Source organism: Roseateles depolymerans, assembly GCF_003387155.1.
Taxonomy (GTDB): Bacteria; Pseudomonadota; Gammaproteobacteria; order Burkholderiales; family Burkholderiaceae_C; genus Roseateles; species Roseateles depolymerans.
On sequence record NZ_QUMT01000001.1, the window covers coordinates 559,794 to 586,117 of the forward strand.

Sequence of the window (26,324 nt, forward strand, 5' to 3'; positions counted from 1 at the left end):
CCCTGTGTCCCACACCATGACCGCATTGCCTCCCGCCGCCGACCGCCTCGCCCTGCGTGGTGACCTGCTCGATTTCACCGGCACACCGGCCTGGGGTCGCGTGGACGACCCGGCCGTGCGCTTTCGTCCCGACCACTGGCTGCTGGTGGAGGGCAGCCGCGTGGTGGGCGTCTCCGCCACCGATCCCGGCGACGGCTGGCAGCGGGAAGACCACCAGGGCCGGCTGATCCTGCCCGGCTTCATCGACACCCATGTGCACAGCCCGCAACTGGACGTGATTGCGTCCTACGGCACCGAGCTGCTGGACTGGCTCAACACCTACACCTTCCCCGCCGAGCAGCGATATGCCGACCCGCTGGTGGCCCAGGCCGGCGCGGAACGCTTCCTGGATGCACTGCTGGCCCACGGCACGACCGCGGCGGTGGTGTACCCGACCGTCCACAAGGTCTCCGCCGACGCCTTGTTCGATGCGGCGGCCCGGCGCGGCATGCGGCTGATCACCGGCAAGGTGCTGATGGACCGCCACGCGCCGGATGGCCTGCGCGACGATGTGTCCGAGGCCGAACGCGACTGCCGCGCGCTGATCGAACGCCACCACGGCCGCGACCGCCTGGCCTATGCCGTGACCGTGCGTTTCGCCCCCACCAGCACCCCGGAGCAACTGGCCATGGCCGGTCGGCTGTGCCGGGAGGACGCGTCGCTCTACATGCAGACCCATGTCGCCGAGAACCGCAGCGAGGTGGACTGGGTGGCCCGGCTGTTCCCCGATGCCCGCAGCTACCTGGACGTGTACGACCGCGTCGGCCTGCTGCATCCGCGTTCCGTCCTGGCCCACGGCATCTGGCTGGACGACCAGGACCATGCGGTGCTGGCCCGCACCGGCGCGCAGATCGCCCATTGCCCCAGTTCCAATCTGTTCCTGGGCAGCGGCCTGTTCGACTGGCCCCGGGCGCAGGCGGCCGGCGTGCGGCTGAGCGTGGCCAGCGACGTCGGCGGCGGCACCTCCCTCTCCACGCAGCGCACCCTGGCGGACGGGTACAAGGTGCAGGCCCTGAACGGCCAGCGGCTGACCGCCTGGTGCGGTCTGCATGCGGCCACGCTGGGGGCCTCGCAGGCCCTGGGTTTGTCGGAGGAAATCGGGCATTTCGGCATGGATACACTGGCCGATGTCTGCATCTGGGACTGGGCCCACGGCACGGTCGCGGACCACCGACTGTCCTTGGCGCGCGAGCTCCATGAAAAGGTCTTTGCCTGGATCACCCTCTCCGACGAACGCAACCTGGTCGCCAGCTACGTGGCCGGCCGGGCCCGCTACCGCCGCAGCCCGTAACCTTCCCCTGCCATGACGCCACGCCTGGAACTCCGACACATCAGCAAGTCCTATCCAGGCGTCAAGGCCAACGACGACGTCTCGCTGCAGGTGGCGCCCGGCGAGATCCATGCCGTGCTCGGGGAAAACGGCGCGGGCAAGTCCACGCTGATGAAGATCATCGTGGGCGCCGTGCAGGCCGATGCCGGGCAGATGCTGTGGGACGGACAGGTGCAGGCAGTGCGCCATCCGGCGCAGGCCCGCGCGCTGGGCATCAGCATGGTGCACCAGCACTTTTCGCTGTTCGATTCACTGACCGCGGCGCAGAACATCTGGCTGGGCCTGGACCGGTCGCTGTCGCTGGACGAGGTGCGCCAGCGGGTGCAGGACCTGTCCGCCGCGTATGGGCTGCCGCTGGACCCGGAGCGCCCGGTGCATGCGCTGTCGGTGGGGGAGCGGCAGCGGGTGGAAATCCTGCGGGCGCTGATGACCCGGCCGCGGCTGCTGATCCTGGATGAGCCGACCTCGGTGCTGACGCCCCAGGCGGTCGAGACGCTGTTTGTCACCCTGCGCCAGCTGGCGGCCCAGGGCTGTTCGCTCCTGTATATCAGCCACAAGCTCGATGAGATCCGGACCCTGTGCGAGCGCTGCACGGTGATGCGCGCCGGGCGCGTGACCGGGGAGGTCGATCCGCGCCAGGAGACCGCGGCGGGGCTGTCCCGGCTGATGATCGGTGCCGAGCCGCAGCGCCCACCGCCCCGCACCGCGCGCCGCGACGCGCCGGTGCGCCTGTCACTGCGCGGCCTGCAGGCGCCGCCGGACTCCCCGCACGGCGTGACGCTGCACGACCTGCATCTGACGCTGAAGGCCGGCGACATCCTCGGCGTGGCCGGTGTGTCGGGCAACGGTCAGCAGGAGCTGCTGCGGCTGCTCTCCGGCGAGGACCGGCGCGCGCCCCGAGGCACGCTGATCTGGACGGCCGATGACGGCACCGACCATGACCTGGGGCCGATGGGCCCCCGCGAGCGCCGGGCCCTGGGCCTGCACCATGTGCCGGAAGAGCGGCTGGGCCGCGGCGCGGTGCCGGTGCTGTCGCTGGCGCAAAACACGCTGCTGACACGCCGCGATCCGGTCGGGCGCCTGGGCCACTGGTCGCCGTCCCGCGCTGCCGCGCTGGCGGGCCGCATCATCGAACGCTTCGGTGTCCGGGCGGCGGGCCCGGGTGCGGCGGCACGCAGCCTCTCCGGCGGCAACCTGCAGAAATTCATCATGGGCCGCGAGATCTCCGCGGCACCGCGGCTGCTGATCGTGGCGCAGCCGACCTGGGGCGTGGATGTGGGAGCAGCCGCGCAGATCCGGGCCGAGCTGGTGGCCCTGCGCGACCAGGGCTGCGCCCTGCTGGTGGTGAGTGAGGAGCTGGACGAATTGCTGGAATTGAGTGATCGGATCGTGGTGATGGCCGGGGGGCGCTTGTCCCCGGTGCTGCCCGTGGCGCAGGCCAGCGTGGAGCGCATCGGCTTGTGGATGAGCGGCTTGTGGGAAGACGGTCCAACGGGCGTGGATGCCGCGGATGCCTCGGATGCCTCGGATGAGACAGGGAGCGCCCATGTTCCGGCTTGAACCGCGTCCCCAGCCCTCGCGCCGGATGTCGCTGCTGTCGCCACTGCTGGCGCTGCTGTGCACCGTGCTGATTGGCGTGGTGCTGTTCGCCACGCTGGGCAAGGACCCGCTGCAGGGCCTGCGCATGTTCTTCTGGGAGCCCGTGCGCAATGCCTACGCCTGGGGCGAGCTGGGCCTGAAGGCGACCCCGCTGATCCTCATCGCCCTGGGTCTTGCAGTGGCCTTCCGCGCCAATGTCTGGAATATCGGCGCCGAGGGCCAATACATCGTCGGTGCGCTGGCGGCGGGCTGGGTCGCGATGCAGGCCGGCCCGGAGACGGGGCGTTGGATCGTGCTGCTCATCCTCCTAGCTGGGACGGTCGGCGGCATGGCCTGGGCCGCAGTGACGGCCCTGCTGCGGGACCGCTTCCGTGCCAATGAAATCCTGGTCAGCCTGATGCTGGTGTATGTGGCGGAGCTGCTGCTGCAGTACCTCGTCTACGGCCCCTGGAAGGACCCGGGCGGCTACAACTTCCCCCAGACCATCACCTTCCTGCCGGTCACGCAGGTGCCCCGCCTGTTCCCCGGCACGCGGCTGCACATCGGCGTGTGGATCGCGCTGGTGTCGGTCGTGGGCGTGTGGTGGTTGATGTTCCGGTCGATGGCGGGCTTCTCGTGGCAGGTCGGTGGCCTGGCCCCTGCGGCGGCACGTTACGCCGGCTTCTCGTCGCGGGCGGCGCTGTGGGGCACGCTGGCGTTGTCGGGCGGTTTGGCGGGCCTGGCGGGTGGGCTGGAGGCGGCGGGTCCGCTGGGCCAGCTCACGCCGTATGTACCCGTCGGTTATGGTTTCGCGGCCATCATCGTGGCCTTTGTGGGGCGGCTGCATCCGGTGGGCATCGTCTTCTCCGGGCTGCTCATGAGCATGTTCTACATCGGCGGTGAACTGGCGCAATCGCGGCTGGGGCTGCCCAAGGTCATCACCGGGGTGTTCCAGGGGCTGCTGCTCTTCACCCTGCTGGCCTGCGACACCCTCATCCACTACCGGCTGCGCTGGATCGCAACGAAGGAGGCCCACTGATGGACGCCTTGCCGCTGCTGGTGGCTTCCACCTTGAATGCCGGCACCCTGGTGGCGCTGGCCGCGCTGGGGCTGCTGATCAATGAACGGGCCGGTGTGGTGAACCTGGGCGCCGAAGGCATGATGCTGATGGCCGCCATCGCCGGATTCGCCGCCACGGTGCACAGCGGCAGCGATGTCGTCGGGTTCCTGGCCGGCATGGGCGCGGGCGCCTTGATGGCGCTGGCCTTCGGCCTGCTGGTCGTGATGCTGGGCACCAACCAGTACGCCACCGGGCTGGCGCTGAGCCTCTTTGGCGCCGGCTTCTCGGCCTTTGTGGGGCAGGACTACACCCGGGCCACGCTGGGCCCACGGCCGAGCTTCGCGGTGCCGCTCCTGTCCGACCTGCCGTGGGTCGGCCCGGCGCTGTTCCGGCAGCATCCGCTGGTCTACCTCACCCTCTTGCTGGCGGCCGGGCTGGCCTGGTGGCTGGCCCGCTCGCGGGCGGGGCTGGTGCTGCGGGCGGTGGGAGAGTTGCCGGAGGCGGCGCATGCGCTGGGCTATCCGGTGCGGCGCATTCGCCTGCTGGCCGTCATGGCAGGCGGCGCGCTGTGCGGCCTGGCAGGCGCCTATTGCTCGGTGGTCTACACGCCGCTGTGGGTGGAAGGCATGATCGCGGGCAAGGGCTGGATCGCCCTGGCGCTGACCAGCTTCGCCACCTGGCGGGCCCCACGGGTGCTGCTGGGCGCTTATCTCTTCGGCGGCGTCACCATGCTTCAGTTCCACCTGCAAGGGCAGGGCGTGCAGGTCGCCAGCCAGTTCCTGAGCATGCTGCCTTACCTGGCCACCATCGTCGTGCTGGTGCTGATCTCGCGCAACGAGAGCTTCATCCGCGCCAACATGCCGGCGTCGCTCGGCAAACCCTTCCACCCCGGCGCCTGATGCCGGCCCGGCCCTCACCGGCTGCCCCTGTTGGATCCCACTCCGGAGTCTTCATGTCTGTCCTGTCTTCCTTCTTCCGCGCCCAGGCGCCCACCGAGGTCTCCGCTGCGGCGGCTCGATCCTGCGCCGCGACCCCGGCTGCGGCGCGCCGGCTGCGCCGTCCGTTGCTGGTGGCGGCGGCCGCCGTGGTGATGCTGGCGGCGTGTGGCAAGAAGGACGAAGCGCCTGCCGCCTCGGGCGAAAGCGGTGCCTCCGGCGCGGCCGGACCGGCGTCGTCGGCCAGTGCGCCCTTGCAGGTGGCCTTCGCCTATGTCGGACCGGTCGGCGACGGCGGATGGACCTTCGCCCACGACAACGCCCGCAAGGCGGTGGAGCAGGAATTCGGCGACCGCATCAAGACCACCTTCGTCGAGAAAGTGCCGGAGGGCGCGGATGCCGAGCGGGTGTTCCGCGACCTGGTGCAGCAGGGCAACAGCCTCGTGTTCGGCACCACCTTCGGCTACATGGAGCCGATGCTCAAAGTGGCGGCGGACAGTCCGCAGGTGAAGTTCGAGCATGCCACCGGCTACAAGCAGGCCGCCAACATGCGTACCTATGACGCCCGCACCTACGAAGGCGCCTACCTCGCCGGTGTCGTGGCCGGCGCCATGACCAAGAGCAACACGCTGGGCGTGGTGGGCTCCATTCCCATTCCAGAGGTCATTCGCAACATCAACAGCTTCACCCTCGGCGCGCGCGCCTCCAATCCGAAGGCGACGGTGAAGGTGGTGTGGGTCAATGAATGGTTCAACCCGCCGCAGGAGACCAATGCCGCGCAGACCCTGATCAATGCCGGCGCCGATGTGTTGATGCAGAACACCGATTCCAGCGCCGTGCTGCAGACCGCCGAGAAAAACGGCATCTATGCCTTCGGCTGGGATTCGGACATGAGCAGCTATGGCCCCAAGGCGCATCTGGCCTCGGCCGTGGTGAACTGGACCCCCTACTACAGCGCCAGCATCAAGGCGGCGCTGGACGGCAGCTGGGCCGCTGGCGCGGGCCGGCACAGCTGGTGGGGCGTGAAGGAAGGGGCGATTGACCTGGTCGCGCTGAACAGCGTCGTGCCGGCGGAGGTGAAGGCGCGCGTCGAGAAGATCAAGACCGGTCTGAAGGACGGCAGCTTTGTCATCTGGAAGGGCCCGCTGGTGGGCCAGGACGGCAAGGAGGTGCTGGCCAAGGACCAGGTGGCCGACGACAAGTTCCTGCAGGGCATCAAGTTCTATGTGCAGGGGGTGGATGGGCAACTGCCGTCTAAACCCTGATGGGCCTGATCGGCCCTGATCGGCGTTGAGCTGATTTCGCAGCGGTTGACACCCCTTCATTTGAGGGGAAGGACGGGGGCGTTGCAGCGCTTACAGGCTGTTGCCCCACGGGACGCCAGTCTGGGCAGGATGCGTCCCGTACCCCGGACATGAGACACCCGGGGTCTTTCTAGTTCATGCGAGGGGGAAGGTCACCATGCGATTCGAAGGCACTTTGAACAGTTGGTACGGGGAACGTGGACACGGGCTGGTCATGCCCGAACAGGGCGGTGAAGCGCTCTTCGTTCATGTGTCTGCATTCCCGATGGACGGGCAGGCGCCGCAGGAAGGTGAGCGCGTCAGCTTCGAGGTTGTGTCCAGAAGTGACGGCAGCAAACAAGCCGTCCGTCTGCAGCGCCTCTCGCCCTACAAAGTACCGCCCCAATTGCGCGCAGCTCGCACATCTTCACGTCCGCGGCCGATTGGTCGCCGCCGTCGCATCACGCCGTTGATGTGGATGGTGATGGGGGTGATGGTGCTGGGGCTGAGCGCGACCCTGTGGTCTCCGTCGGGCTCGGCCATGGCCAAGCAGCGGACGGCCGCGGTCAACCGATAAAGCGATCCGCCGCCGGGGATGGTTGCCCCGCTCTGGCGGCCCCGTGACGATTCTCGTGGGGGACCGACGCTGGTCGGTCCCGTCGCCCAGGTAGTGATCGCCCTCGATGACTACCTTTCAGGCCACCCAGTCGGGTGGCCTCTTTTGCTTTATGGAGCCCCCGGCTGTCTGCGCCTCGGGGCGCATCCATCCGCCCCCCTGGGGGGCACGGGCCGCCTTGGGACGGCCCGGCGCCGGCCCTGTCAGATCTTCATTTCCAGCCGCACCTGCCAGAGCGTGAAGCTGCGGCCGGTGCTTTCGCCGGTGATGATCTTGGCGGGGCTGAGCAGGCTGCCGTTGGCGGCATAACGCGCCGGCACCATGGAGACGCTGCCGGTGCCGTAGGTGAGCGGCGCCAGGTTGGTCGCGGACACGCGCAGCGACGTGGCCGATGACACCGCCCAGGTGGCGAAGACGTCGAACACCCGCTTCTTGTCGCTGCTGATTTCCGTCAGCGTCGTCTGCTGGATGGTGTTGGACGGCGTGTAGTTGATCGAGCCGCCCAGCGTCAGCGGCAGACTGCGCAGTCGGTAGTCAGCGCCCAGGTTGGCGGTGTAGCTCGGCTGCTGGTCCAGCTTGTTGTTGGGCCCCTGGATGCCGGCCACTTCCGAGTGAAACAGTGACAGGTTGCTGCGGATGTTCACCGGCCATGCATCGGTCAGATATTCGTCCAGCCGGAACTTGGCCTCCAGCTCCAGCCCCCAGGTCTGCGCCGTGCCGATGTTGCGAGGCTTGGATACCCAGCGCTGCTGCGCCGACCAGCTCACATCCTCCAGCGCCGTGACGGTGCGGATCAGGTCGTTGATGTGGCGATAGAACAGGTTGGCACTGATCAGGCCCCCCTTGGTCATGTACTTTTCCCAGCCCAGCTCCACACCGGTGGCCATCTCCGGCTTCAGGTCCGGATTGCCCATGCGGTCCGGGTAGTTGATCGCATTGGTGCCGCAGGGCACGCCGTTGAGGCATGGGTACTGCGAGTTGACGCTGGGCCGCGCAATCAGGTCATTGAGCTGCGGTGAGCGGTAGCTGCGCGTCAGGCTCGCGCGGATCTGCTCGCGGCTCTTCTCGTCCAGCTTGTAGACCGCATGCAGCAGCGGCGTCAACACGCTGGAGCTGTTGCTGACGTTGTAGTTGACGGCCTTGCTGTCGGTCTGGATGCCTTCCCACCGAAGCCCGGCGTAGAAGCCCCATTGCTTGCCCACGCTCCACTCGTCCTGCGCATAGGCCGCCAGGCGGCGGGTGGAGGCATCCACGTCATCCCCGAAATCCAGCAGGTAGGCGCAGTTGCTGCCGTTCTCCAGGCAATTGCGGGTCTGGTTGCGGCCGGTGCCTTCGCCCTCCACGCCGGCCACGAGGTTGTGCTCGTCCGGCAACTGATGGCTGTATTTGCTGTTGAAGCTCCAGGAGGTGTCGCGGCTCTTGGTGTGATCGTCCTGGGTGCGGGTGAGGGTGCTGTCCTCATACTCGCGACGGTTGTTGTTGCCGGTCATGGACATGCGGCCCACGCCAGCGCGAATCTCCAGACGGCTCACATCGCTCAGGCGCTTGTTCCACTGCGCATTCAGTCGCGCCATCACGGAGCGGTTGTCTCCCTGTGATTCGACGTGGTTGAAGTTGTAGTGGTCCGGGCCGGAGGCGATCTCCGGCGTCTGGGTCTGGTCGAACGTGCTGGCGCTGGTGCCGCGGTTGACCACCACGAAGGGCTGCAGAGCCAGCGTGTCGCCATTGTCCAGACGCCACTGCACCCGGCCGGTCATGTTGATCGACTTGCGGGTGTTGGCGGTGTGACCCAGCGTTTGCAGCACCGTCTGGTCGCCGGTGTCCGGCACCAGGGTCACGGTGCGGCTGTTGATGTCTTCCTGCTGACGGTTCTGCATGGCATTGACCGTCAGGTTGTAGGCGCTGCCGTGGTCGTCCAGCTTGTCGTTGCGGGTCCAGCTCAGGTGCGGGCGGACCTCACCGTTCTCGGTGGCCAGTGCGGCGCGAACCTCGTTGAGGCGGCGCTGCAGGGCCTCGCGCAGCACCACGTTGATGGTGCCTGCGACCGCCCGCGCGCCGAATTCGGCGGTGGGGGCGCGCATGACTTCGATCCGCTCGATCTGGTCGGGCGGCAGCTCGTCCAGGGAAAAGCCCGGCGGCATGCGTTCGCCGTTCACCAGGATCTGGGTGTAGCCCGAGCCCATGCCGCGCATGCGGACCTCGCCGCCGCGGCCTGGACGGCCGCCAGTGGTCACGCCCGGCAGGCGCTTGAGCACTTCGCCGATGGTGCTGTCGCCATAGCGCTCGATTTCCTCGCGGCCGATGATGATCTTGGATGCGGTGGAGGCGCGGCGCTGCGCATCGTCGCTGGACCGGCCCTGGACTTCCACGCGGTTGAGTTGCTGCGGGTCTTCGTCAGCGCGCGGCGACTTCGGGGGGCTGCTCGGGGCGCCAGGCGCGGCGGGGGCGGGGGCCTGTGTGGAGGCCGGGCTGGGCGCCGCGGGGGGCGTCCTGGCGGGAGCTGGCGCCTTGGTGGGCGCGGTGGCCGGTGCAGGTGCAGCCGAGGGAGTCGGTGCGGCGGCCGGTGTGGGCGCCGGCGCGGGTGCCGTCTGGGCCCGCAATGGGGGCGCGGCGAGTGCGCTCAGGGCCGTCAGCAGGGCCAGGGAGATCGGACGCAAGGCAGGGTGGCAGGTGCGTGTCATCGGAGCAGGCAAGAGCAACGGCGATGCAAGCGGTCCGGACTTGGCGGCGGCTGGGACGCGGGACGCGGCGAACTTCGTGTCAGAGTTGAAAAGAGGCCGAAGGATCGCACGCTGTACGCCGACCACCCGCTGCGAAGCGTCTGGTTTTATGGTTCTTTACACGCGGTGATGGCTGAATGCGACGCCCTGGAAAACCGTACGCGCACGGCAGTGACTGGCCCAGGCACCGGCAATGAAGAAGCAACGTGAGCGCAGCAGCGGCATGGGTGAGGGCAGCCGCCTCGATGCGGAAGCGCTACATCCCGCATCCCAATGAAAGAAGGCAATGAAAAAAGCCACCGCGGTTGAGGCGGTGGCTTGTCGAAGAAGGTATCCGGACGCTGGTGACGGGTTCCAGCTTTCTGCCCTATGTCGCAGTCGGTTGTTTGTCTCGGATGCCTTGCATTGTGCCGGGCGATTGTGACGGTGAATTGACGAAAAGCAGGGTTCGATGCGGTCACTTGCGGGCGTCAGCGTCGTTTCGTCAATTCAGACGCCAAAAAGGCGGTGACGCGCCGCGCCCACGCCGCCCGGTGCGCCCCGTGGATCCATTGCGCCGATTGCGCCCGCCAGCGTCGCAGGCAGGGCTCGGTCAGGGCCATGCCGGGCAGCTCCACATACCGATGGCAAAAGTGACTCAGCACCATCACCACCGGCGTTGCGGCCCACACCACGCCCCAGTGCTGACCGGCACTCAGCGATGCAGCCGGCACTCCCAAGCCACCGGGCACGATGAACTGGAAGGCCACGAACAGCACCAGGCCATGGAGCAGATAGACGCTGTAGGCGGGTTCCCCCAAGCGTATCGACAGCCGGGAGGCCAGCGCGCCAAACACGTCATTGCCCGCAGCGATCAGCACAAAGGCCATCGCCTGCAGCCCCTGCGGCAGCGGCGACAGCGCGGAGGTTGGCAGGCAGAAGCCCCCGATCAGGCTCACCAGTGTCACGGCCGACGCCGCAGGGGTCCGCGCGAAGCGCTGCATTGGGGCCCACCGCGACCCATAAGCGGCCGCGATGCCCACCGCAAACGGCATGAGGTTGCCGATGGACGGGCGCCAGACCAGCAAGGCGCTGCAGGCGGCCGCTGGCACCAGCAGCGGCGCCAGGCCGGGCCGCTGCCCGGTGAGCAGCATCAGCAGCGGCAGCGCCGCGTAGAACATCCATTCGTAGGGCAGGGACCAGGTAACGCCGGCCACGGCAATCTCGGTGCGCGCCAGGCCATTGAGATCCGGCCGCCCCGGGATGGTGAACAGCAGCCAGTCCTTCAGGCTGCCAAGCAGGGTGGAGGCATCGACCTGCAGGCGGCCCTGGGTCATGACCGCCACGACAATCAGAAGCAGCGCCAGCATGACCAGGTAGGCGGGCGCCAGGCGCGTCAATCGACCGAAAAACAAGCGGGTCCAGTCGATGGGCCGCGTTCTGGCGTCCAGCAGCCGCCCGAAGAACAGGAAGGCCGTGATCATGAAGAACAGGGCCACGCTGCCCTTGCCGGCATTCGCATACAGCGCCGATGGCGGCTGCGTCCATGCGCCGGAGACGCGATAGCCCTGCCAGAGAACGGCATGGTGCAGGAAGACGCCCAGGGCGAGGTAGCCGCGCAGGCCGTCAATGCTGCGATAGCGGGATGCGCCGGTCTGGCCGCTCTGGCCTCTAGGGCCGGTCTCGCCAGTCTTCAGCGGACCGCCATGCGGCAGGAGGCGGGTGGTCAACAATGCCAGCAGCACCGCCACCACGCCGGGCCATACATCGGTCGGATTCATGGGCTCCCCGGGGTCGCAGCGTCACCGCCGTCTGGCGCGAACGGTACACGCAATCCGCCTGCCTGTGCAGCGCCCGCCCCTCAGGTGGGGTGGGGCGGTGTCCAGTAGAGTGCTGCTTTCACGCTGCATGCGGAGTTTTGATTTCCCCGATGACCTTATGAGCCGCTACCACACCGAATTCGACCGTTTGTATGCTGCCCCGAATGGCACCTCCGAAGCGCTCGGCCCCGGCGCGGACGCCTTGTTGGGGCCGGATGGCCAGACGCGGGCGATGGTGCTGGACATCGGGCGTCCGGTGGAATGGCCGCTGGTGGCTGCGTTGTGGCGCGCGGTCCAGGAGGAACTGGACCTGCCGGCGCCGGCCATTGCGATTTCCGGTGAGCAAAGTTTCCAGCTGTGGTGGTCGCTCGCGCAGGCCGTGCCGGCGCAGGATGCAGAGCGCTTCTTGCAGGCGCTGCAGCGACGTTTCCTGCCCGCCGTGAAACCCGCGCGGGTGCGGACGTTTCCGACCCGGGCCGACGCGCAGGCGCCCTGGACCCATGCCCGCCGCGTGCCGGAGCCGGTAATGCCGGACCAATGGTCCGCCTTTGTCGCGCCCGGCCTCGCGCCGGTCTTCGAGGAGACGCCCTGGGTGGACTTTCCTCCCAACGAGGAAGGACAGGCGGAGCTGCTGAGCGGGATCAGGAGCGTCTCCCCGGCGCAGTGGAAGGACGCGTGGGAGCGCTTGGCGATCGAGGCCGACGCGGTGGGGGACCGCGCCAGCAAGTCGCCCGCACAGGCCATCACCCAGGAGGCGGCGCCGCGCGGGGAAGAGGCCCCCGCCGTCGCGCTGGTGACGCAGTCCTTCAACGACCCTCGCCACTTCCTGCTGCATGTGATGAACGACAGCGCCGTTCCCCTGGCGCTGCGGATCGAAGCGGCGAAGGCCCTGCTGCCCTACACCGTGGATCGCTGAGCGGGCCGGCTTGAGGCCATGCCCGCGCTGAGCTGGTCGAACAACTCCTGAAGATCGTTGACACGCAGATGCGGCACCGCGCCGGTATCCACTGCGTCGAGCCCCGCGGGAGGCCCGAATCCATGGGCGGCGCCTGCGGCGATGCCCAGCGCCTGCGGCGATCTCACCACCCACGCGGCCTGGGCCCCGGCCGCCACCGCGCCCGCCACATCCAGATGCCAATCGTCGCCCACATGCAGCACCTCGGAGGGATGCACACCCGCGAGGGCAGCTGCCGCATGGAAAGCCTGTGGCTCGGGCTTGGCCACCCCCAGCTCGGCGGCACTGATGGCCCCCTTGAAGAAATGGCCGACGCCTGCCTTGTGGATGCAGGCATTGCCGTTCGTCAAGGCCACCAGCGGCAATCGTTCACTCAGTGCCGTCAGGGCCTGGGCCACTTCCGGGAACAGCTCCACCCGCTGCCGCTCGGCGAAGAACACCTCGAAGGCGGCCTCCGCCAGGGCCGGATCTTCCCGGCAGTCTTCCAGCAATGCCCGAATGGAAGCGCGCCGCAGGCCGCTGAGGTCGGCGCGCAGTTCTGGATGGCGTTCATGGGCCCGGGCCCGATAGGCCATGAGGGTGGTGGGGTCGGACAGGACCGATCGCGTGCCCGGCGCATGGGCCTGGAGCCAGGCCAGCAAGGCGGCTTCGGCTCTCACGAGACAGGGGCGAAAGGGCCAGAGCGTGTCGTCCAGGTCCAGGGAAATCGCGCGGATACGGTTGAACTGCATGCCGCATTCTCAGACAAGCACGCAGGCCCTGCGCGTCGATAATCGCGGCAAATCGGAGACACCGCATGCAAGACACCGTCCACCCGCAGCAGATCAATGCCTTCTGGTCCTGGGTCAAGGCCCATCAGGACGATCTCGATGCACTGGAATCGCCGGAGCATCCGTTCTGGGACGAGCTGCTGGGGCAGTTGCAGCAGGTGGATGAAGGGCTGTGGTTCGAGGTGTCCATGCCTGGGGATGACGTGCGGGAGCTGGTCATCACCGCCGAAGGGGACTGGGAGCTGTTCCCGCTGGTGGAAGCCATGGTCTCGGTGGCACCGGACCTGGAGGGGTGGGACGTGGTGGCACTGAAGCCGGCCATGGGATTCGAGTTCGGCATCCGCTATGAGGGCCTGGACCTGGACCCCCGCAAGATGTGGTTCCAGCCGCTGGTGGACGAGGACGCCCCGGACGTGCTGGGCCTGCGCGTGGCCATGCCGGGATTCGAGGACGAACAGGAACAGGCGTTTGCCAACGGCCTGCTGGTGATCCTGGACACCGCCCTGGGCGAGAAATCCGCCGCGAGTGATGTGGACGTGGTGGAGGTGTGCGAGGTGCCGGACGACCCGCAGGACGAGGGTTTCCTGCCCCTGCCGGAGCTGGCCAGCTATGTGGAATGGCGCAGGAGCCGCACGACGCACTGACCCCGCCCGGCCGGTGAATGGCGCCCGGATTTCCGAAGTGCAGGGCCGGTCGTTTCCCGATGGTGCAAGGCCGCAGCCCGGCTTAGAGTGCCCGGCATGACGATCAAGCCCAATCAAGCCACGGCAGCGGCGGCCGGCATCTGGGCCGCACTCGGCGGCATGGCCTTCGAGCAGTGGCATGCGGCGCAGCCCTCGCTGTCGTCGCTCAGTTCCAACCTGCTGTGGGGCGGCTTCATGCTCGTGTTTGTGCTGCTGCCGCTCTTCTTTTTCGTGATCGGCCCGCAGCCCCCCTTCGGACGCGACTGGATCAAGGACCCGGCCGAACGGGCGCGCTACTTCCTTGGCGTGCGCCGGGTGCTGGTGTGGCTGGTGTCTGGCGTCGCGGTCGCCGGCATTTGGGCGGGGCTGCGCCATCTGCTTTGAGGGACACCCCCTCTGAGGTTTTCCCTAAGCGTCGCCAACTCCTAGACAAGTTTGACAATTTGTCGGCTCGCCGGTCGATCATTTTTATCGAATTGCACGCACACTCCGCCCCCGTATCAATATGTGTATGGGGACGAGGATGGACGTCAACGCCGGCCTGGCGGCAGGCCTGGTTGCAGACAAAGGCAACGCGACTCACGGGGGCAGCTTCTTTGCACATCATGGCCCGTGGGCCTTGGGCGTGCGCCTCTTCCGGCAACTGCACTTCGGGGCCAAGGCGTGGCTGATCACGCTGTCCTTCCTGGTGCCGCTGCTGTTGCTCAGTGGCGCGTATTACCGCAACAGCCAGCTCGTCATCGACTTTGCCCGCGGCGAGCTGGTGGGGGTGCAGGTGGTCCAGTCCCTGGAGCCGTGGCTGATCGCGGTCCAGAAGGAACGTCGGCAGGTGCTGTCGGGCATGACGCCGAAGGTGGAGATGTCCGCCATCGACGAGGCCGCCAAGGCCTTCCAGACGATGGCCAAGACCCTGCCGGAAGGCCTGGATCTGCATGAGGGCGTCGCGGCGGTGGACGCGGCACGGGCGGCGCTGGTGCGGGGCGGCCTGGAGGCCGGCAGCCCGGGTTTGGATGAACGGCTGCAGCGCCTGGTCACTGAGCTGATGGGCCTGCGCGACCTGGCGCTCGATACCTCGGGCCTGACCCTGGACCCGGACCAGGACACCTACTACCTCATGACGCTCTCGGGCGCGCTGATCTCCGATGTCATCGAGGACATCTCGCGGTCCCGCGCGGTCAGTGGAAGCCTGGCAGCCGACCCGTCTGCGGCGGCCCTGCGCAAGCTCTACGGCTATTGGTATCACGGCAGCGAAGCCGTCGGGGACGTGCGCAACGCCGCACGTCATGCCGGGCAGTTCAACCCGGACGTGCGCGAGCGGCTCCAGGCGGAGCGGGGGGCCCAGGCGGCCGATGCCTTCTTCGCAGCCGCGGACCAGCGCTGGTTCGGGGCTGAGTTCAAGAAGGATGTCGAGGGCCTGAACGCGGTGGGGCAGACCGCCGTGGATGAACTCCGGGCCCTGTCCGGCCGCAGCACCACGCTGCTGCAAGAGCTGCTGCAGGCGCGGATTGCCGGCACGCAGGGATCGCGGCAACTGATCGTGGCCATCACCGCCGTCTGCCTGCTGGTGGCCGCCTATCTGTTCTTCTCGTTCTACCTGGTGATGCGCGGCGGGCTGCGCGAGGTCGGCCGCCATCTGGAGGCCATGACGGAAGGGGATCTCACCACGCGGCCTTCGCCTTGGGGGCGGGATGAAGCGGCTCAACTGATGCTGCTGATGGGCACGATGCAGGACAGCCTGCGGGCCATGGTCGTGCAGGTGCGGCAATCGTCGGTGGGCATGGTGTCGGCCAGCTCCGAGATCGCGGCGGCCTCCACCGACCTGTCCGCCCGCACCGAGCAGGCGGCGGCCAATCTGGAGGAGTCCACCTCTGCCATGGAGCAGATCGGCGGCACCGTGCGGTCCACGGCGGACAGCACGGAAGAGGCCACGCGGATGGCCAGCAGCAATGCGACGCTGGCCAGCAATGGCGGCACCATCATGGCCGAACTGGCGCAGACCATGCAGGCCATTGACGTGTCTGCGCATCGCATTGGCGACATCACCGCCATCATTGACAGCATTGCTTTCCAGACCAATATCCTGGCGCTGAATGCGGCCGTGGAAGCGGCCCGCGCAGGTGAGCAGGGCCGCGGCTTTGCCGTCGTGGCCACCGAAGTGCGCACGCTGGCCGCGCGCAGTGCCGAAGCGGCGCGGGAGATCAAGGCGCTCATCAACACCAGCATGGAGACGGTGCGGCGCGGCACGGCGGTGACGCAGGACGCGCGCCAGGCGATTGCCGGCATCGTGGAGGGCGCCGGACATATCGACCGACTGCTGCGCGATGTGGCGTCCGGCACGCGGGCCCAGACCGACGGCATCAGCCAGGTGGGCGCTGCCATCCAGGACCTGGACCAGGCGACGCAACAAAATGCCGCCATGGTGGAGCAGACCGCAGCGGCGGCGGCGTCGATGCGGGACCAGGCCCAACAACTCGCTGCGCAGGTGGACCGGTTCCGCCTGCCTGCGACTTCACGCTGAGCACACAGGCCTTTCACAGAATGGATGCCGGCCAGTCCGCGACGCCGACGGCGCGCGGGCTGACAAACATCAAGGGACAACCGGACGTCGATCGATACATTGGTCTTCGTCCGGTCCCTTCCGGCAATTCAGAAAGGCCCCTGCATGTCGACGCACGACGCGAGCATTCCGCCGTCCTCTTCTCTGTCTTCCTCTCCGTCCTCCTTTCCGTCCTCGTCCGGTCTCCATCAGGCCCCAGCGCCTGAGGCCTTCCGCGTCGAAGCCGACGCCACGCAGGGGTTCTGGCACAAAGGGCCCCGGGACACGCTGCCGCCGCCGGACATGCTGGGCCCGTATTCCCGTCATCGTCCGCGGGTGCCACCGGTGCCCGGCCGCAAGGCCTGGATCATCGGCAGCGGCATTGCCGGCATGGCAGCGGCCTTCTATCTGATCCGCGACGGCGGCATGAAGGGAGAGGACATCACCCTCCTGGACACGCTGGACATCGCCGGTGGGTCGCTGGACGGCAGCGGCAATGCGGAGCAGGGCTACCTGATTCGCGGCGGCCGTGAAATGAACTGGAACTACGACAACTTCTGGGACCTGTTCCAGGACGTGCAGGCGCTGGAGCTGCCGCCCGGCTACAGCGTGCTGGACGAATATCGGCAGGTGAATGACCACGATCCCAACTGGTCCAAGGCCCGGCTGATGCATCGCCAGGGCGAGATTCGCGACTTCTCCACATTGGGCCTGAGCCGTGCCCATCAGCTGGAAATCGTGAAGCTGCTGCTCAAGCGCAAGGAAGACCTGGATGACGTGACCATCGAGGACTTCTTCAGCAGCAGTTTCCTGGAGACCAATTTCTGGTTCCTGTGGCGCTCGATGTTTGCCTTCGAGAACTGGCACAGCCTGCTGGAGGTGAAGCTCTACATGCACCGCTTCCTGGACGCCATCGACGGGCTGACGGACATGTCCGCCCTGGTGTTCCCCAAGTACAACCAGTGGGACAGTTTCGTGGTGCCATTGATGCGGCACTTGCAATCGCACGGCGTGAAGGTGCAATGGGCGACCCGGGCCTATGACCTGGACCTGGTCGAGCTGGGCAGCCAAAAGACCGTGACCGGCATCCGCTGCAAGGTGCAGGGGCAGGATCAGCGACTGGCCGTGGGCCCTCATGACGTGGTGTTTGCGCTGACCGGCTCCATGACCGAAGGCACGGCCTATGGCGACATGGACACAGTGCCCGTGCTGCAGCGGGGCAATGAAGAACCGGGAGAGGACAGCGACTGGCTGCTCTGGAAGAACCTCTCGCTCAAGTCACCGGTGTTTGGAAAGCCCAAAAAGTTCTACGGCAATGTGGCCGGTTCCATGTGGGAATCCGCCACGCTGACCTGCCGGCCCTCACCGCTGGTGGATCGGCTCAAGGCGCTGTCGGTGAATGACCCGTATTCCGGCAAGACCGTCACCGGCGGCATCATTACCTTCACCGATTCCAACTGGGTCCTCAGCTTCACCTGCAATCGGCAGCCGCATTTCCCCGACCAGCCCAAGGATGTGCTGGTGCTGTGGGTCTACGCGTTGCTGATGGACAAGGACGGCAATAACGTCAAGAAGCCCATGCCGCAATGCACCGGGCGTGAAGTGCTGGCGGAGCTCTGTTATCACCTGGGTATCGTGGACCAGGTGGACGCGGTGGCGGCGCAGACCAAGGTCCGGCTTTCGCTCATGCCCTACATCACCGCGCAGTTCATGCCTCGGGCCGCCGGAGATCGGCCGGATGTGGTGCCGCAGGGGTGCACGAACCTGGCGCTGATGGGGCAGTTCGTCGAGACCCGCAACGACATCATCTTCACCATGGAATGCTCGGTGCGCACGGCACGTATCGGCGTCTACACCCTGCTGGGCATTCCGAAGCAGGTGCCGGACATCAGCCCGACCCAATACGACATCCGCAACCTGCTCAAGGGCGCCAGGGCACTCAACAACAATGAGCCGTTCCCGGGCGAGCGGTTGCTGCATCGACTGCTGGGCAAGAGCTACTTTGCCCACATCCTGCCGCCGCTGCCGGACAAGGACGAAACGCTGAAAGAGCGTGCAGAGGCGGAACTGGCGACGCTGCTGGGCAAAGGCAGTCAGGCGCTGGGGGTCGCTGCACAGTGGCTGGAGCGAGCGCGGGAGGGGTTGCAGCGCAAAGGGCGTTGAAGCCTCAAGGCCATCGGGGCGGCCTCATTGCTGCGGTTTGGCATAGCGGGTCGCCGTCCACTCGTCGGACACGCCCGTGATCTTGTGATCCTTGTAGCCCAGCTCGCGCATGGCCTCACGGATGCGCGCATCGGGCAGGGCGGCGTCTGGCCCTTTGCGGTGCACCAGCCATAGGCCGCGACAGGGCATGGAGGCATGCTGGGCCACAGCGGCGTGCAGGTCGCTCATCGAGTGCAGCATCGCCACCAGGACGGTGGCGCGGTTCATGTCCTCGGTCGTCGCACCGTGCAGGGCCTGGGCCAGATGCGCATCGGTCACCGGCGCCAGCACCGCAGCCGGTTCCTGGGGCGAGATGCCCAGCTTGGCCGCCAGGGGGGGTGGCGGGGTCTGGATCTTCTTGAGCCACTTGCGGGCCAGTTCATCGCCAAGGTGGAGCGCCACCGTGTCGCCGTCCTTCGATTCGAACGTCAATGCGCCGCGGTCCACACGTGGGGCGGCCATGTAAGCAATCAGGAATCGGCGGCGCAAGGCGCCGCGCAGCACCAGTTCCTGGGCTTCCAGCAGCGCCAGCACCGTTTGTCGTTCTGTCCCGAGTTCACAAAGCACTTGTGCTTCATAGCCCATGGTTCACCTCCCAGTGAAACGACCCGCCTGGGCGTTTGAAACACGCACGGCGCTTTTGGTCAGTTTAGGAACAGCAATGGGGTGGTTTCAACCGCTAAATCAAAGCAATCGCGTACGTTAGTCGGTGGAAGTGGCGCCCGGCCTCCAAGCGCGGCTATCAGGGGACGTGCGGCTGGTTACGTTGACTATCGTGGGCGCCCGTAGACTGTGGGCATCAAAGGCTATCGAGCTTCGCCATGCTTCACTCATTTCGTCTGTTCAGTGTCGGCGTGTTGGCCGCAGCGATCGCGCCTGCGTGGGGGATGAGTTGTGCTAGGCAGCCGCTGGCGTCGATGGTGGCGGAGTACGACCATATCTTCGTGGCCCAAGTGAAGGTGGCCACCTTGCTGAACGACAAGACGTCGATTGACGCAAGCTTTGAGGTGGAGACCGTGCTCAAAGGGCAGCCACAGCAGGTGAGCGTGATCCGGTCACCATTCAGCGACTACAACTACCAGTCGGATGGACCGCAGATTGCATCCATTCCGGCGGAACTGTCGCCGGGCATGCATTTGCTGGTCTTTGCGAAGGGGAACGGACCGGCAGAATTCAGCGCGTGCTCGGCCACGGTGCGATTGCAGCGGAAGGATGACGCCACGCTGGCGGCGGTGAGGAACGCGTTGAGTGGGACCAAGCCGGAAGCGCCCGCGGCCAAGCAATGAAGTCTCACGGCCCCAAACTCGAGGTTGATGAGCAGGCGCGGCATCATTTCTCTGCGTTTGTCGATGCATTCGTGTCGCAGCAATTGGGTGAAAGATGGGTCACGCTGTTCGACGCGGCGCGAAGCGCCAGCTGGCGCAAGATCGACCCGTGGAGCTTGTGGGACACGCCGCATCAGCGCGCGGGCGCGCGCTACGAAGAGGTGCAGGATGACGTGAGGAGCCTTCTGTCCTCTACGGTGATGCGGGTCGGCAAGGACGCGCCCGTCGTGATCTTCCACCTCGGGCATTCCAAACCCGCCATCCACCGCATCGCCCTCCACCAAATCACGCCGCAGGACTGGCCCCTTGAGGGATTGGTCAGCATCGTGCCGGGCAGCCGCGCCGTGGTGGTCAATCACGACGGTGGCATTTTGCTTTGCACGCCGCGCGGGGCGTAGCGTCAATCAGCCTGAGTGCCTTGTGCTGCGCGCGATAGGTCCCAGAACCCGAGCACCGGTGGAAAGACCAGGAGCACCAGCACGAATGCGAGTGCGATCAATCCGCGCGGGTTGAAGTCGCGGGTAAAAGCGAAGCTGTGTGGCGCTTCATCCGAAAGGAACATCTCCACCGTGCGGCCCCGCAGTGCCTCCAGCTCAGCAACCCTCTGCCGGGCCCTGTCGGGCTTGAGTACAACAGACTCTGACACGATCCGCAGTCCTTGCGGGGTGCTGAGAGTCATCTCTGTGTCGATCTGGATCGCCGGTCCGATATCCTCCAGCGCGCTGGTCTGTGTGGCGATGTGGAGCTCTTGCACGGCGACAGTGACCTGCTGCAAGGTCCGATAGGTCGCCACATCTGCGGCCAGGAGAATCAGGCAGGCCGTCAGGCTAAGGATGCCGAAGGTCAGCCACAGCGCCATGGCAATGATCCGGTAGCGGTGCTCAGCTGCCACAGCCACTCCCGCAACTGCTGCCGCAGCTGCTTCCGCATCCGCCGTCGCCGTCACAACCTCCAGCTCCGCCACTGGTCCCACAACTGCTCCCACAGCTGCTGCCGCCACCGCCGCCGTCGCGGTCTTCCGGGCGCTTGGGCCTGAGCTGCGCCTCCGTCATCCCGATCAGTCCGAACCCGAGCAGCGCGGCCGGGCGCAGCTCATCGTGGCGCCAGGGGTGGGGATGCGCTTGTCCGAGTGAGTCCAGGTCATGGTGCACCAGCACCCCGTCCTTGCGCCGCTGGTAAGCCCATCCTTCCGGTGTGTTCAGCAAGCTGTCCACGCGGAACAGAAGCGGCAACTGGCCCTTGACGGGCGAGCGTCGCTCCACCCGGCAGGCCCGGACCAGGCATCGCGCCAGAGATGTCTTTGTGTCTTCACCGGGCACGTGCTCACGATGCGGCAGGAGCCGCCCGTAGCGGGCGCGCTGCCAGGCTGCGAGTCCGGCAGCGTCGATCTCCAGCCAGAGATGCCAGACGAGGTCCGCGGCGCGCGACGGCAGTGCACAGGGCTTGTCGGTGGCGGCGCTGGCGTCAAAGAACTGGACGAGGGCGTGAGCGGCCAACTGCCAGCCTTCGGGTCCTGGGCGCCATTCAGGATGGTCCGCGGCGACCTGATCGAGCCAAGCGGTCCTGAGCGCGTCTGGAAGGGGTGGGGGCGGGGAGGACTGGCTCTGGCGGGCCAGCCAGCGCAGTCGGCCCTCGTGGCGCCGGACTTGCCGGGCCCATCGGAGTTGGCGCAAGCGCCGGAGCAATCGGGGAAGAACGTCTTCGCGTTCAGGGTGGCGGCTTGCGTTCGCTGAGGGCGTGCCGCTCTTGGGGGTGTGGTGTTCTTGGATGTTTGCCTCTTCTTGTTGTTGTTATGCCGGGCAGTATGTGTCCCATTCATGACAGTTCTATGACGGGGTGGAGGGGATGCCTGCCCTATCATCCTGGGCATGTCGCTCACATTCGATCCCGAGGGCTTTGCCCAACGTCAGCTCGACGCCTACAACGCGCGAGACCTGGAACGATTCGTCGCCGAATATACGGACGACGTGGAGGTCTATTCGCTGCCGAATCCGCAACCGACGCTTGTCGGGCGGGAGGCGTTGAGGAAACACTACCGGGACAACCGCTTCAACCTGCCGGAGCTGCATGCCAAGCTGGTGAACCGGATGGTGTTTGGCAACAAGGTGATTGACCAGGAACTGATCACCGGCATTCCGGACGCACCGGTGCAGGCGGCAGCCATTTACGAGGTGACCGAGCGGGGCATTGCGAAGGTCTGGTTTCTGCGGGGATAGTGCGCCCGTGAAGCGGAAGACGCGAGGGAAGTGCGTCAGAGCTTCTTGACGAATTCCGACTTGAGCCCCATGGCGCCGATGCCGTCGATCTTGCAATCGATGTCGTGATCCCCATCGGTCAGTCGAATGTTCTTCACCTTGGTGCCGACCTTGACCACCAGGGAAGAGCCCTTGATCTTGAGGTCCTTGATGACGGTGACGGAATCGCCGTCCTGGAGCACGTTGCCCACGGCGTCCTTGATGACCCGGACGTCATCGCCGACTGCTGCGACGGGCGCCTCAGACGCGGACCATTCATGCCCGCATTCAGGACAGACGTACTGTTCACCGTCCTCGTAGGTGTAGGCGGATTGGCACTTTGGGCAAGGGGGCAGGGTAGACATAAGCCGAATCGTAGGGGATATCTCCGACCACTGGCGGCAATGGCCTGTCGCCACTTCCAAGCCGAGACCGTCTGGCTTAACCCGAAGGCCCGGGGATGGCAAGATTCGCCTAAAGACGGGAGGCTGGGATGAATCTTGGTGAGGTACAGGCCGAATTACGGCACTTTGCGGCAGAACGGGACTGGCAGCAGTTTCACACCCCCAAAAACCTGAGCACGGCGCTAATGGTCGAGGCGGCAGAGCTGGCAGCAATCTTCCAGTGGCAGACGCCTGAGGAGTCTCGGCATGCGCACCTGAACGCAGCAGCCAAGCAACGCATTGGCGAAGGGGTCGCCGATGTCCTTCTCCACCTGCTGCAGGTGGCGGATCACTGTCAGATTGATGTCTGGCAGGCGGTGTGGGACAAGTTATCCAAGAACGCGATCAAGCACCCGGCAAGGCACACCATCGCTCGGAAGTCACCGACACGTGCACTGCTGCGCGGTACGCATGTCTTGCTGGATTACGAGAATGTGCAGCCGAGCGATGCCGAACTGCGAGCGCTGGTGCCGGATGCGGCGCAGGTTTGGGTATTCCACGGGCCGCACCAAGTTGGGGTCGAGCAGCGCTTCGCGTCGTTCGGAGCCGCTGCTACGTCAGTGCCGATTGCAAAGACTGGAAAGAACGCGCTGGACTTCCATCTATCGTTTTACATGGGTTACATAGCATCGAGGAATGCAGACTCGAAGATGGTTGTGGTTGCCAATGACAAGGGCTACGAGCCGATGCTGGCGCATGCGAGAGCGTTGGGGTTCTCGGTTCGCCGACAGCCGCATGGGAAGGTGAAGCCACCCGCGAAGAAGGCTTCAGTGAAGAACGTGGCCGTCAATGCGCCGGCTGCGAAGAAGGCGGTGGTGAAGGTAGTAGCAGCGAAGAAGCCGGCGGACGCGAAGGCAGCTCCGACCTCGGTGACCGCGAAGAAGGCCGTGCCGGCCAAAAAGTTGACCCAGGGGGAGAAACCTGCGCCGGCAAAGAAGTCTCCGGACATAGCACCCGCTGGCGATGGGGCCGAGGCGTCGCTTGCGGTCAAGAAGGTGGCTGCCATGCCAAAAGGCCAGGTTCAGGTGTCTGCGGCCACACTCAAGAAGCTGACTGACAGCCTGCGCAAGATGGGTGACAAGCGGCCGGTCAAGCCAACATCATTGTGGCGGTCACTGAAGTCGTTCCTTGGGGCGAATGCCACTGAGGAAGCGACAGAGGTGGCATTGGCCCGCTTGATCGAGTCAGGTGTGGTAAGGGTAGATTCGGTCAAGGGGGCGTCGTATCCGATGTTTGCCTGAATATCGGCGGTGCAACGACGGATCCGACAAAGGGCATGCGCCGAACAGCGTGCGGGCCAGTCGGAGTCGTCTCGCGTGACGGCGAATCGACTGTGTTTCCTCAGGACTGAAATGCTGCGACCAGATCGCCGGCACTCGGACGCTGGGCAGGATCCGGGAGTAGGCAGGCGTCCCGCAGGGCGCTCAGCCAAGCATGGTCATCGGGCGCCAGTGGGTCGCCGTGTTCCAGCAGTTCCTCGAAGAGACAGCCCATCGCGCGGATATCCAGCCGCTTCAGGCGTTCCACCTGATGGGCGGGTGCAGCCGGCAGGAATGACGCTGCACCGAAGTCGCCGAGCAGGCCTCGACCCTCGCCATCGTGCAGGATGTTGTGGCCATACAGGTCGCCATGCAGCAGGCCGCGCGCATGCAGGTGTTGCAGGGCGGAAGCCAGCCCGGCGGCCAGTTGCATCACCGTCCGTGCGGGCAGCCTGCCATCGCTGGCGTAGACATCACGCGTGCAGGATGCAAGGCTGGGCGGCCCCGCCAGCGTGCGAAATGACGGGCCGATCAGCGGCATCAGCAAACCCTGCGTCTGGGTCGGATGACCGGTAAGACGACCCTGCACCGAGATCAACTGCGGATGGGCACCCGCCTGCAGGCAAGCGGCCAATTCGCTGTCGGGCAGGCCGTCGCTGGTCAGTCCACCCTTGAACAGCTTGAGTGCGACCGGAGCGCCGTCGGGCAGGTGGGCGCGATAAATGTGACCGGATGCGCCCTCACCGAGCAAGTGGTCCAGCGTCAATTGATCCCACGGGACAGCCGGAATCGGCGCCTGTGCCAGCGCCGCCGCTTCGTGACTCAGGCTGAAGGGATTGCCGCCGAAAGCAAGCCACGTCAGCCGCGGCATCGTGCACAACCATTCGGGCAGGGCGCTAAGCTGGTTGGCCGAAATACGCAGCAACTCGAGTCGCTCGCATTGCGCGAGGCTGTCCGGCAATGCGCGCAATTGGTTGCCTGCAAGCGCGAGCTTTTGCAGATGACGGCATTCACCGATGGTCTCTGGCAGGGCGCCGATCTGGTTGTCTGTGAGGATCAGCCAGCGCAGCTGCGGTGGCAGGGCTTCCTCAGGCACATGGCGGAGCTGATTGGCCTTGAAACCGATCATCTCCAAATGGGCGCAGCGCCCCAGCACGGTCGGCAGTTCCGTGAACGGGTTGTTGGAGCAGAACAGGACCTTCAGCTTCAACAGGCGAGGCAGATCGTCCGGCAGCGACTGCAGCGCATTGCCACTGAGATCCAAGACCTCCAGCGAGTCGGCCAGGTCGTAGATCTCGTCGGGGAACGCGGTGAGGCCGGCATTGGTGAGGGTGAGGCGTCGCACGCCCTTGAGGGCGCCAGCGCGCAGTTGCTCCAGAGTGTGCAAGGGGAAGGTGTCCTATGCCGCATCCGGCGGGCGGTGCGGGGGTAAGAAAGGGGCCGGTCAGGGGGATGGGACGTGAGTGTAGAGGGTGGCGGGATGCCATACTGCTGGCAATCAAAACCGTCCTTCATCATGCTGAAGTTTGACCTTTATCTCCGCTCTGTCATCGTGACTGCTGCCCTTGCGGCCACGAGCTTGCCTGCCGTGGCGAGTTGCCGTGTGGCGACTGCGCCTGAAGGCTGGGCCGCTTCCTCGATGCGTTGGGACGGCGATTGCACGGGTGACGCCGCCAACGGCCTGGGCGTGCTGAAAGAGCAGGACGGCGCCACCGTCAAGCGCATGTTCTTCGGCCGCGTCGTCAAGGGCGAGCTGGCCTTGGGTGTACTGGACGAGCCCGGCCAAGGGTTTGGCGCGGGCGAGTTTCGTGGCGGGAAGCTGATCGGCACCGAAGACCGCAGCCTGATCATCAAGTCGTTTGAAGAAGCAGCCAAAGCCGCGACGGCAGCGGCGGACCGCTTCGAGCGCGCGGGGAACAAAGCGTCCGCCAAGTTCTATCGGGACAAGGCGAAGCAACTGCGTGAGCAGATGGAATGAGGTCCAAGGTGCAGCTCGTTTCTCTAGGGGCTGGATGGCCACGCGCTTCTCTCGTCGTTGTCATCGCTGCGCTGGCCATGGTCGGCTGCGCTGCGCCGCCACCGCAGCAGCAGCAGGCGCCGGTGTCACCGTCATCCGCATGTGTTGCGGGCGCTGAAGATGTGAAGCAGGTGGTGAGCGTGCGACGGCAGTTCTGGGCGGCCGTCAATGCGGGTCAAGTGGATAAGGCGCTCTCACTGTTCGACGACAGCGCCCTGGTGGTCGGGCCGGATGTGCAGGCGGCAGGGCTGGTGTCTGAAGCTGCCAGGACGCCTGAACAGATTCGCGCCTTTTTTGCGGAGAAGGTCGTGGCGCCGGGATATCAGTTCAACCCCGTGGGCGGTCAGGGGGCTGCCGCGGTCACTTGCGACGCGGCAGTGACCACTGAGATCACCAGGGTCGGCATGAACGCTCAGCAAACGGCAATGTCCATCAGTACGACGCTGAAGAAGGTGGACGGCCATTGGCGCCTCTGGATGCTGAACCTCGGCAAGTTGCCCTGACGGCTGCCCCTGTGCGGCATTGGGGGGCTTCGATGAG

At 66.2% G+C, this 26,324-nt stretch carries 25 protein-coding genes; 17 read left to right on the forward strand and 8 right to left on the reverse strand.

The features are described from left to right. The first annotated feature begins 16 nt into the window (after nt 1-16). The 6 genes from guaD (at nt 17) to DES44_RS02395 (ending at nt 6,802) form a co-directional block, all read left to right on the forward strand. Complete coding sequence (guaD, locus tag DES44_RS02370) at nt 17-1,330, forward strand: guanine deaminase (protein WP_058936382.1); 1,314 nt, start codon at nt 17-19, stop codon at nt 1,328-1,330. A 12-nt stretch (nt 1,331-1,342) separates the two neighbouring features. After that, entirely contained in the window at nt 1,343-2,929 is a 1,587-nt protein-coding gene (locus tag DES44_RS02375; RefSeq protein WP_058936381.1) for an ABC transporter ATP-binding protein, read from the forward strand. After that, nucleotides 2,916-3,986 (forward strand): ABC transporter permease, encoded by a 1,071-nt coding sequence (locus tag DES44_RS02380; protein ID WP_058936380.1) that lies wholly within the window; start codon nt 2,916-2,918, stop codon nt 3,984-3,986. Before DES44_RS02375 ends, DES44_RS02380 begins: the two co-directional genes overlap by 14 nt. Then, nucleotides 3,986-4,906: an ABC transporter permease gene (locus DES44_RS02385; RefSeq protein WP_058936379.1), complete on the forward strand. Its 921-nt coding sequence runs from the start codon at nt 3,986-3,988 to the stop codon at nt 4,904-4,906. The genes DES44_RS02380 and DES44_RS02385 overlap by 1 nt, the downstream gene beginning before the upstream one ends. A gap of 191 nt (nt 4,907-5,097) precedes the next feature. Continuing rightward, complete coding sequence (locus DES44_RS02390) at nt 5,098-6,207, forward strand: BMP family ABC transporter substrate-binding protein (protein WP_083526105.1); 1,110 nt, start codon at nt 5,098-5,100, stop codon at nt 6,205-6,207. A 196-nt stretch (nt 6,208-6,403) separates the two neighbouring features. Next, on the forward strand, nt 6,404-6,802 hold the full coding sequence (locus tag DES44_RS02395; protein ID WP_083525811.1) for a cold-shock protein: 399 nt from the start codon (nt 6,404-6,406) through the stop codon (nt 6,800-6,802). A gap of 242 nt (nt 6,803-7,044) precedes the next feature. Here the strand turns inward: DES44_RS02395 and DES44_RS02400 are convergent, their stop codons facing one another. Both DES44_RS02400 and DES44_RS02405 read right to left on the reverse strand, forming a co-directional pair. Beyond that, the gene (locus DES44_RS02400) at nt 7,045-9,522 is read right to left on the reverse strand and encodes a TonB-dependent receptor plug domain-containing protein (RefSeq protein ID WP_147306915.1); all 2,478 of its coding nucleotides are present in this window, start codon (nt 9,520-9,522) and stop codon (nt 7,045-7,047) included. 509 nt (nt 9,523-10,031) lie between these two features. Then, complete coding sequence (locus DES44_RS02405; RefSeq protein ID WP_083525810.1) at nt 10,032-11,321, reverse strand: acyltransferase family protein; 1,290 nt, start codon at nt 11,319-11,321, stop codon at nt 10,032-10,034. Between the two features lie 157 nt (nt 11,322-11,478). Here DES44_RS02405 and DES44_RS02410 point away from each other — a divergent pair, with 157 nt between their 5' ends. Continuing rightward, nucleotides 11,479-12,276 carry a hypothetical protein gene (locus DES44_RS02410; protein WP_058936376.1) on the forward strand — a complete coding sequence of 266 codons (798 nt, stop codon included), beginning with the start codon at nt 11,479-11,481 and terminating at the stop codon, nt 12,274-12,276. On the opposite strand, the gene DES44_RS02415 is transcribed toward DES44_RS02410, so the two are convergent. Continuing rightward, nucleotides 12,258-13,046: an HAD family hydrolase gene (locus DES44_RS02415; RefSeq protein ID WP_083525809.1), complete on the reverse strand. Its 789-nt coding sequence runs from the start codon at nt 13,044-13,046 to the stop codon at nt 12,258-12,260. The genes DES44_RS02410 and DES44_RS02415 overlap by 19 nt on opposite strands. A gap of 65 nt (nt 13,047-13,111) precedes the next feature. Between DES44_RS02415 and DES44_RS02420 the strand changes: the two genes are divergently transcribed. The 4 genes from DES44_RS02420 to DES44_RS02435 all read left to right on the forward strand — a co-directional run bounded on the left by DES44_RS02420 (nt 13,112) and on the right by DES44_RS02435 (nt 18,467). Then, nucleotides 13,112-13,729 carry a hypothetical protein gene (locus DES44_RS02420; RefSeq protein ID WP_058936375.1) on the forward strand — a complete coding sequence of 206 codons (618 nt, stop codon included), beginning with the start codon at nt 13,112-13,114 and terminating at the stop codon, nt 13,727-13,729. Between the two features lie 96 nt (nt 13,730-13,825). Then, the gene (locus DES44_RS02425) at nt 13,826-14,152 is read left to right on the forward strand and encodes a hypothetical protein (protein WP_058936374.1); all 327 of its coding nucleotides are present in this window, start codon (nt 13,826-13,828) and stop codon (nt 14,150-14,152) included. Nucleotides 14,153-14,291: 139 nt separating this feature from the next. Next, complete coding sequence (locus DES44_RS02430; protein WP_058936373.1) at nt 14,292-16,286, forward strand: methyl-accepting chemotaxis protein; 1,995 nt, start codon at nt 14,292-14,294, stop codon at nt 16,284-16,286. A gap of 144 nt (nt 16,287-16,430) precedes the next feature. Then, nucleotides 16,431-18,467: an oleate hydratase gene (locus DES44_RS02435; protein WP_083525808.1), complete on the forward strand. Its 2,037-nt coding sequence runs from the start codon at nt 16,431-16,433 to the stop codon at nt 18,465-18,467. A gap of 24 nt (nt 18,468-18,491) precedes the next feature. Here DES44_RS02435 and DES44_RS02440 read toward each other — a convergent pair whose 3' ends face one another. Beyond that, nucleotides 18,492-19,091 carry a hypothetical protein gene (locus DES44_RS02440; RefSeq protein WP_116001272.1) on the reverse strand — a complete coding sequence of 200 codons (600 nt, stop codon included), beginning with the start codon at nt 19,089-19,091 and terminating at the stop codon, nt 18,492-18,494. A 236-nt stretch (nt 19,092-19,327) separates the two neighbouring features. On the opposite strand from DES44_RS02440, the gene DES44_RS02445 reads away from it, so the two are divergent. Continuing rightward, nucleotides 19,328-19,792: a hypothetical protein gene (locus DES44_RS02445; RefSeq protein ID WP_147306916.1), complete on the forward strand. Its 465-nt coding sequence runs from the start codon at nt 19,328-19,330 to the stop codon at nt 19,790-19,792. Then, nucleotides 19,789-20,229, forward strand: a complete 441-nt coding sequence (locus DES44_RS02450; protein ID WP_058936370.1) for a hypothetical protein — start codon at nt 19,789-19,791, stop codon at nt 20,227-20,229. The genes DES44_RS02445 and DES44_RS02450 overlap by 4 nt, the downstream gene beginning before the upstream one ends. Before the next feature lie 2 nt (nt 20,230-20,231). Here the strand turns inward: DES44_RS02450 and DES44_RS02455 are convergent, their stop codons facing one another. After that, nucleotides 20,232-20,690 carry a hypothetical protein gene (locus tag DES44_RS02455; protein ID WP_147306917.1) on the reverse strand — a complete coding sequence of 153 codons (459 nt, stop codon included), beginning with the start codon at nt 20,688-20,690 and terminating at the stop codon, nt 20,232-20,234. A 22-nt stretch (nt 20,691-20,712) separates the two neighbouring features. Beyond that, entirely contained in the window at nt 20,713-21,327 is a 615-nt protein-coding gene (locus DES44_RS24435) for a UCP032817 domain-containing protein (protein WP_147306918.1), read from the reverse strand. A gap of 372 nt (nt 21,328-21,699) precedes the next feature. Between DES44_RS24435 and DES44_RS02465 the strand changes: the two genes are divergently transcribed. Beyond that, nucleotides 21,700-22,047, forward strand: coding sequence for a nuclear transport factor 2 family protein (locus DES44_RS02465; protein WP_058936367.1), 348 nt, complete (start codon nt 21,700-21,702; stop codon nt 22,045-22,047). A 35-nt stretch (nt 22,048-22,082) separates the two neighbouring features. On the opposite strand, the gene DES44_RS02470 is transcribed toward DES44_RS02465, so the two are convergent. Then, nucleotides 22,083-22,430, reverse strand: coding sequence for a zinc ribbon domain-containing protein YjdM (locus tag DES44_RS02470; RefSeq protein ID WP_058936366.1), 348 nt, complete (start codon nt 22,428-22,430; stop codon nt 22,083-22,085). Nucleotides 22,431-22,558: 128 nt separating this feature from the next. On the opposite strand from DES44_RS02470, the gene DES44_RS25420 reads away from it, so the two are divergent. Then, complete coding sequence (locus tag DES44_RS25420) at nt 22,559-23,749, forward strand: nucleotide pyrophosphohydrolase (protein ID WP_058936365.1); 1,191 nt, start codon at nt 22,559-22,561, stop codon at nt 23,747-23,749. A 100-nt stretch (nt 23,750-23,849) separates the two neighbouring features. Here the strand turns inward: DES44_RS25420 and DES44_RS02480 are convergent, their stop codons facing one another. Further along, nucleotides 23,850-25,154, reverse strand: coding sequence for a leucine-rich repeat-containing protein kinase family protein (locus DES44_RS02480; protein ID WP_058936364.1), 1,305 nt, complete (start codon nt 25,152-25,154; stop codon nt 23,850-23,852). 129 nt (nt 25,155-25,283) lie between these two features. On the opposite strand from DES44_RS02480, the gene DES44_RS02485 reads away from it, so the two are divergent. After that, complete coding sequence (locus tag DES44_RS02485; RefSeq protein WP_058936363.1) at nt 25,284-25,745, forward strand: hypothetical protein; 462 nt, start codon at nt 25,284-25,286, stop codon at nt 25,743-25,745. Further along, complete coding sequence (locus DES44_RS02490) at nt 25,742-26,287, forward strand: nuclear transport factor 2 family protein (protein ID WP_083525807.1); 546 nt, start codon at nt 25,742-25,744, stop codon at nt 26,285-26,287. Before DES44_RS02485 ends, DES44_RS02490 begins: the two co-directional genes overlap by 4 nt. The last annotated feature ends 37 nt before the right edge of the window (nt 26,288-26,324 follow it).

What these genes read in the sequence shown, in the direction of transcription:
- guaD (WP_058936382.1), top strand. Translation starts at nt 17, where the DNA reads ATGACCGCATTGCCTCCCGCCGCCGACCGCCTCGCCCTGCGTGGTGAC.
- DES44_RS02375 (WP_058936381.1), top strand. Translation starts at nt 1,343, where the DNA reads ATGACGCCACGCCTGGAACTCCGACACATCAGCAAGTCCTATCCAGGC.
- DES44_RS02380 (WP_058936380.1), top strand. Translation starts at nt 2,916, where the DNA reads ATGTTCCGGCTTGAACCGCGTCCCCAGCCCTCGCGCCGGATGTCGCTG.
- DES44_RS02385 (WP_058936379.1), top strand. Translation starts at nt 3,986, where the DNA reads ATGGACGCCTTGCCGCTGCTGGTGGCTTCCACCTTGAATGCCGGCACC.
- DES44_RS02390 (WP_083526105.1), top strand. Translation starts at nt 5,098, where the DNA reads ATGCTGGCGGCGTGTGGCAAGAAGGACGAAGCGCCTGCCGCCTCGGGC.
- DES44_RS02395 (WP_083525811.1), top strand. Translation starts at nt 6,404, where the DNA reads ATGCGATTCGAAGGCACTTTGAACAGTTGGTACGGGGAACGTGGACAC.
- DES44_RS02400 (WP_147306915.1), bottom strand. Translation starts at nt 9,522, where the DNA reads ATGACACGCACCTGCCACCCTGCCTTGCGTCCGATCTCCCTGGCCCTG.
- DES44_RS02405 (WP_083525810.1), bottom strand. Translation starts at nt 11,321, where the DNA reads ATGAATCCGACCGATGTATGGCCCGGCGTGGTGGCGGTGCTGCTGGCA.
- DES44_RS02410 (WP_058936376.1), top strand. Translation starts at nt 11,479, where the DNA reads ATGAGCCGCTACCACACCGAATTCGACCGTTTGTATGCTGCCCCGAAT.
- DES44_RS02415 (WP_083525809.1), bottom strand. Translation starts at nt 13,046, where the DNA reads ATGCAGTTCAACCGTATCCGCGCGATTTCCCTGGACCTGGACGACACG.
- DES44_RS02420 (WP_058936375.1), top strand. Translation starts at nt 13,112, where the DNA reads ATGCAAGACACCGTCCACCCGCAGCAGATCAATGCCTTCTGGTCCTGG.
- DES44_RS02425 (WP_058936374.1), top strand. Translation starts at nt 13,826, where the DNA reads ATGACGATCAAGCCCAATCAAGCCACGGCAGCGGCGGCCGGCATCTGG.
- DES44_RS02430 (WP_058936373.1), top strand. Translation starts at nt 14,292, where the DNA reads ATGGACGTCAACGCCGGCCTGGCGGCAGGCCTGGTTGCAGACAAAGGC.
- DES44_RS02435 (WP_083525808.1), top strand. Translation starts at nt 16,431, where the DNA reads ATGTCGACGCACGACGCGAGCATTCCGCCGTCCTCTTCTCTGTCTTCC.
- DES44_RS02440 (WP_116001272.1), bottom strand. Translation starts at nt 19,091, where the DNA reads ATGGGCTATGAAGCACAAGTGCTTTGTGAACTCGGGACAGAACGACAA.
- DES44_RS02445 (WP_147306916.1), top strand. Translation starts at nt 19,328, where the DNA reads ATGCTTCACTCATTTCGTCTGTTCAGTGTCGGCGTGTTGGCCGCAGCG.
- DES44_RS02450 (WP_058936370.1), top strand. Translation starts at nt 19,789, where the DNA reads ATGAAGTCTCACGGCCCCAAACTCGAGGTTGATGAGCAGGCGCGGCAT.
- DES44_RS02455 (WP_147306917.1), bottom strand. Translation starts at nt 20,690, where the DNA reads ATGGCGCTGTGGCTGACCTTCGGCATCCTTAGCCTGACGGCCTGCCTG.
- DES44_RS02465 (WP_058936367.1), top strand. Translation starts at nt 21,700, where the DNA reads ATGTCGCTCACATTCGATCCCGAGGGCTTTGCCCAACGTCAGCTCGAC.
- DES44_RS02470 (WP_058936366.1), bottom strand. Translation starts at nt 22,430, where the DNA reads ATGTCTACCCTGCCCCCTTGCCCAAAGTGCCAATCCGCCTACACCTAC.
- DES44_RS25420 (WP_058936365.1), top strand. Translation starts at nt 22,559, where the DNA reads ATGAATCTTGGTGAGGTACAGGCCGAATTACGGCACTTTGCGGCAGAA.
- DES44_RS02485 (WP_058936363.1), top strand. Translation starts at nt 25,284, where the DNA reads ATGCTGAAGTTTGACCTTTATCTCCGCTCTGTCATCGTGACTGCTGCC.
- DES44_RS02490 (WP_083525807.1), top strand. Translation starts at nt 25,742, where the DNA reads ATGAGGTCCAAGGTGCAGCTCGTTTCTCTAGGGGCTGGATGGCCACGC.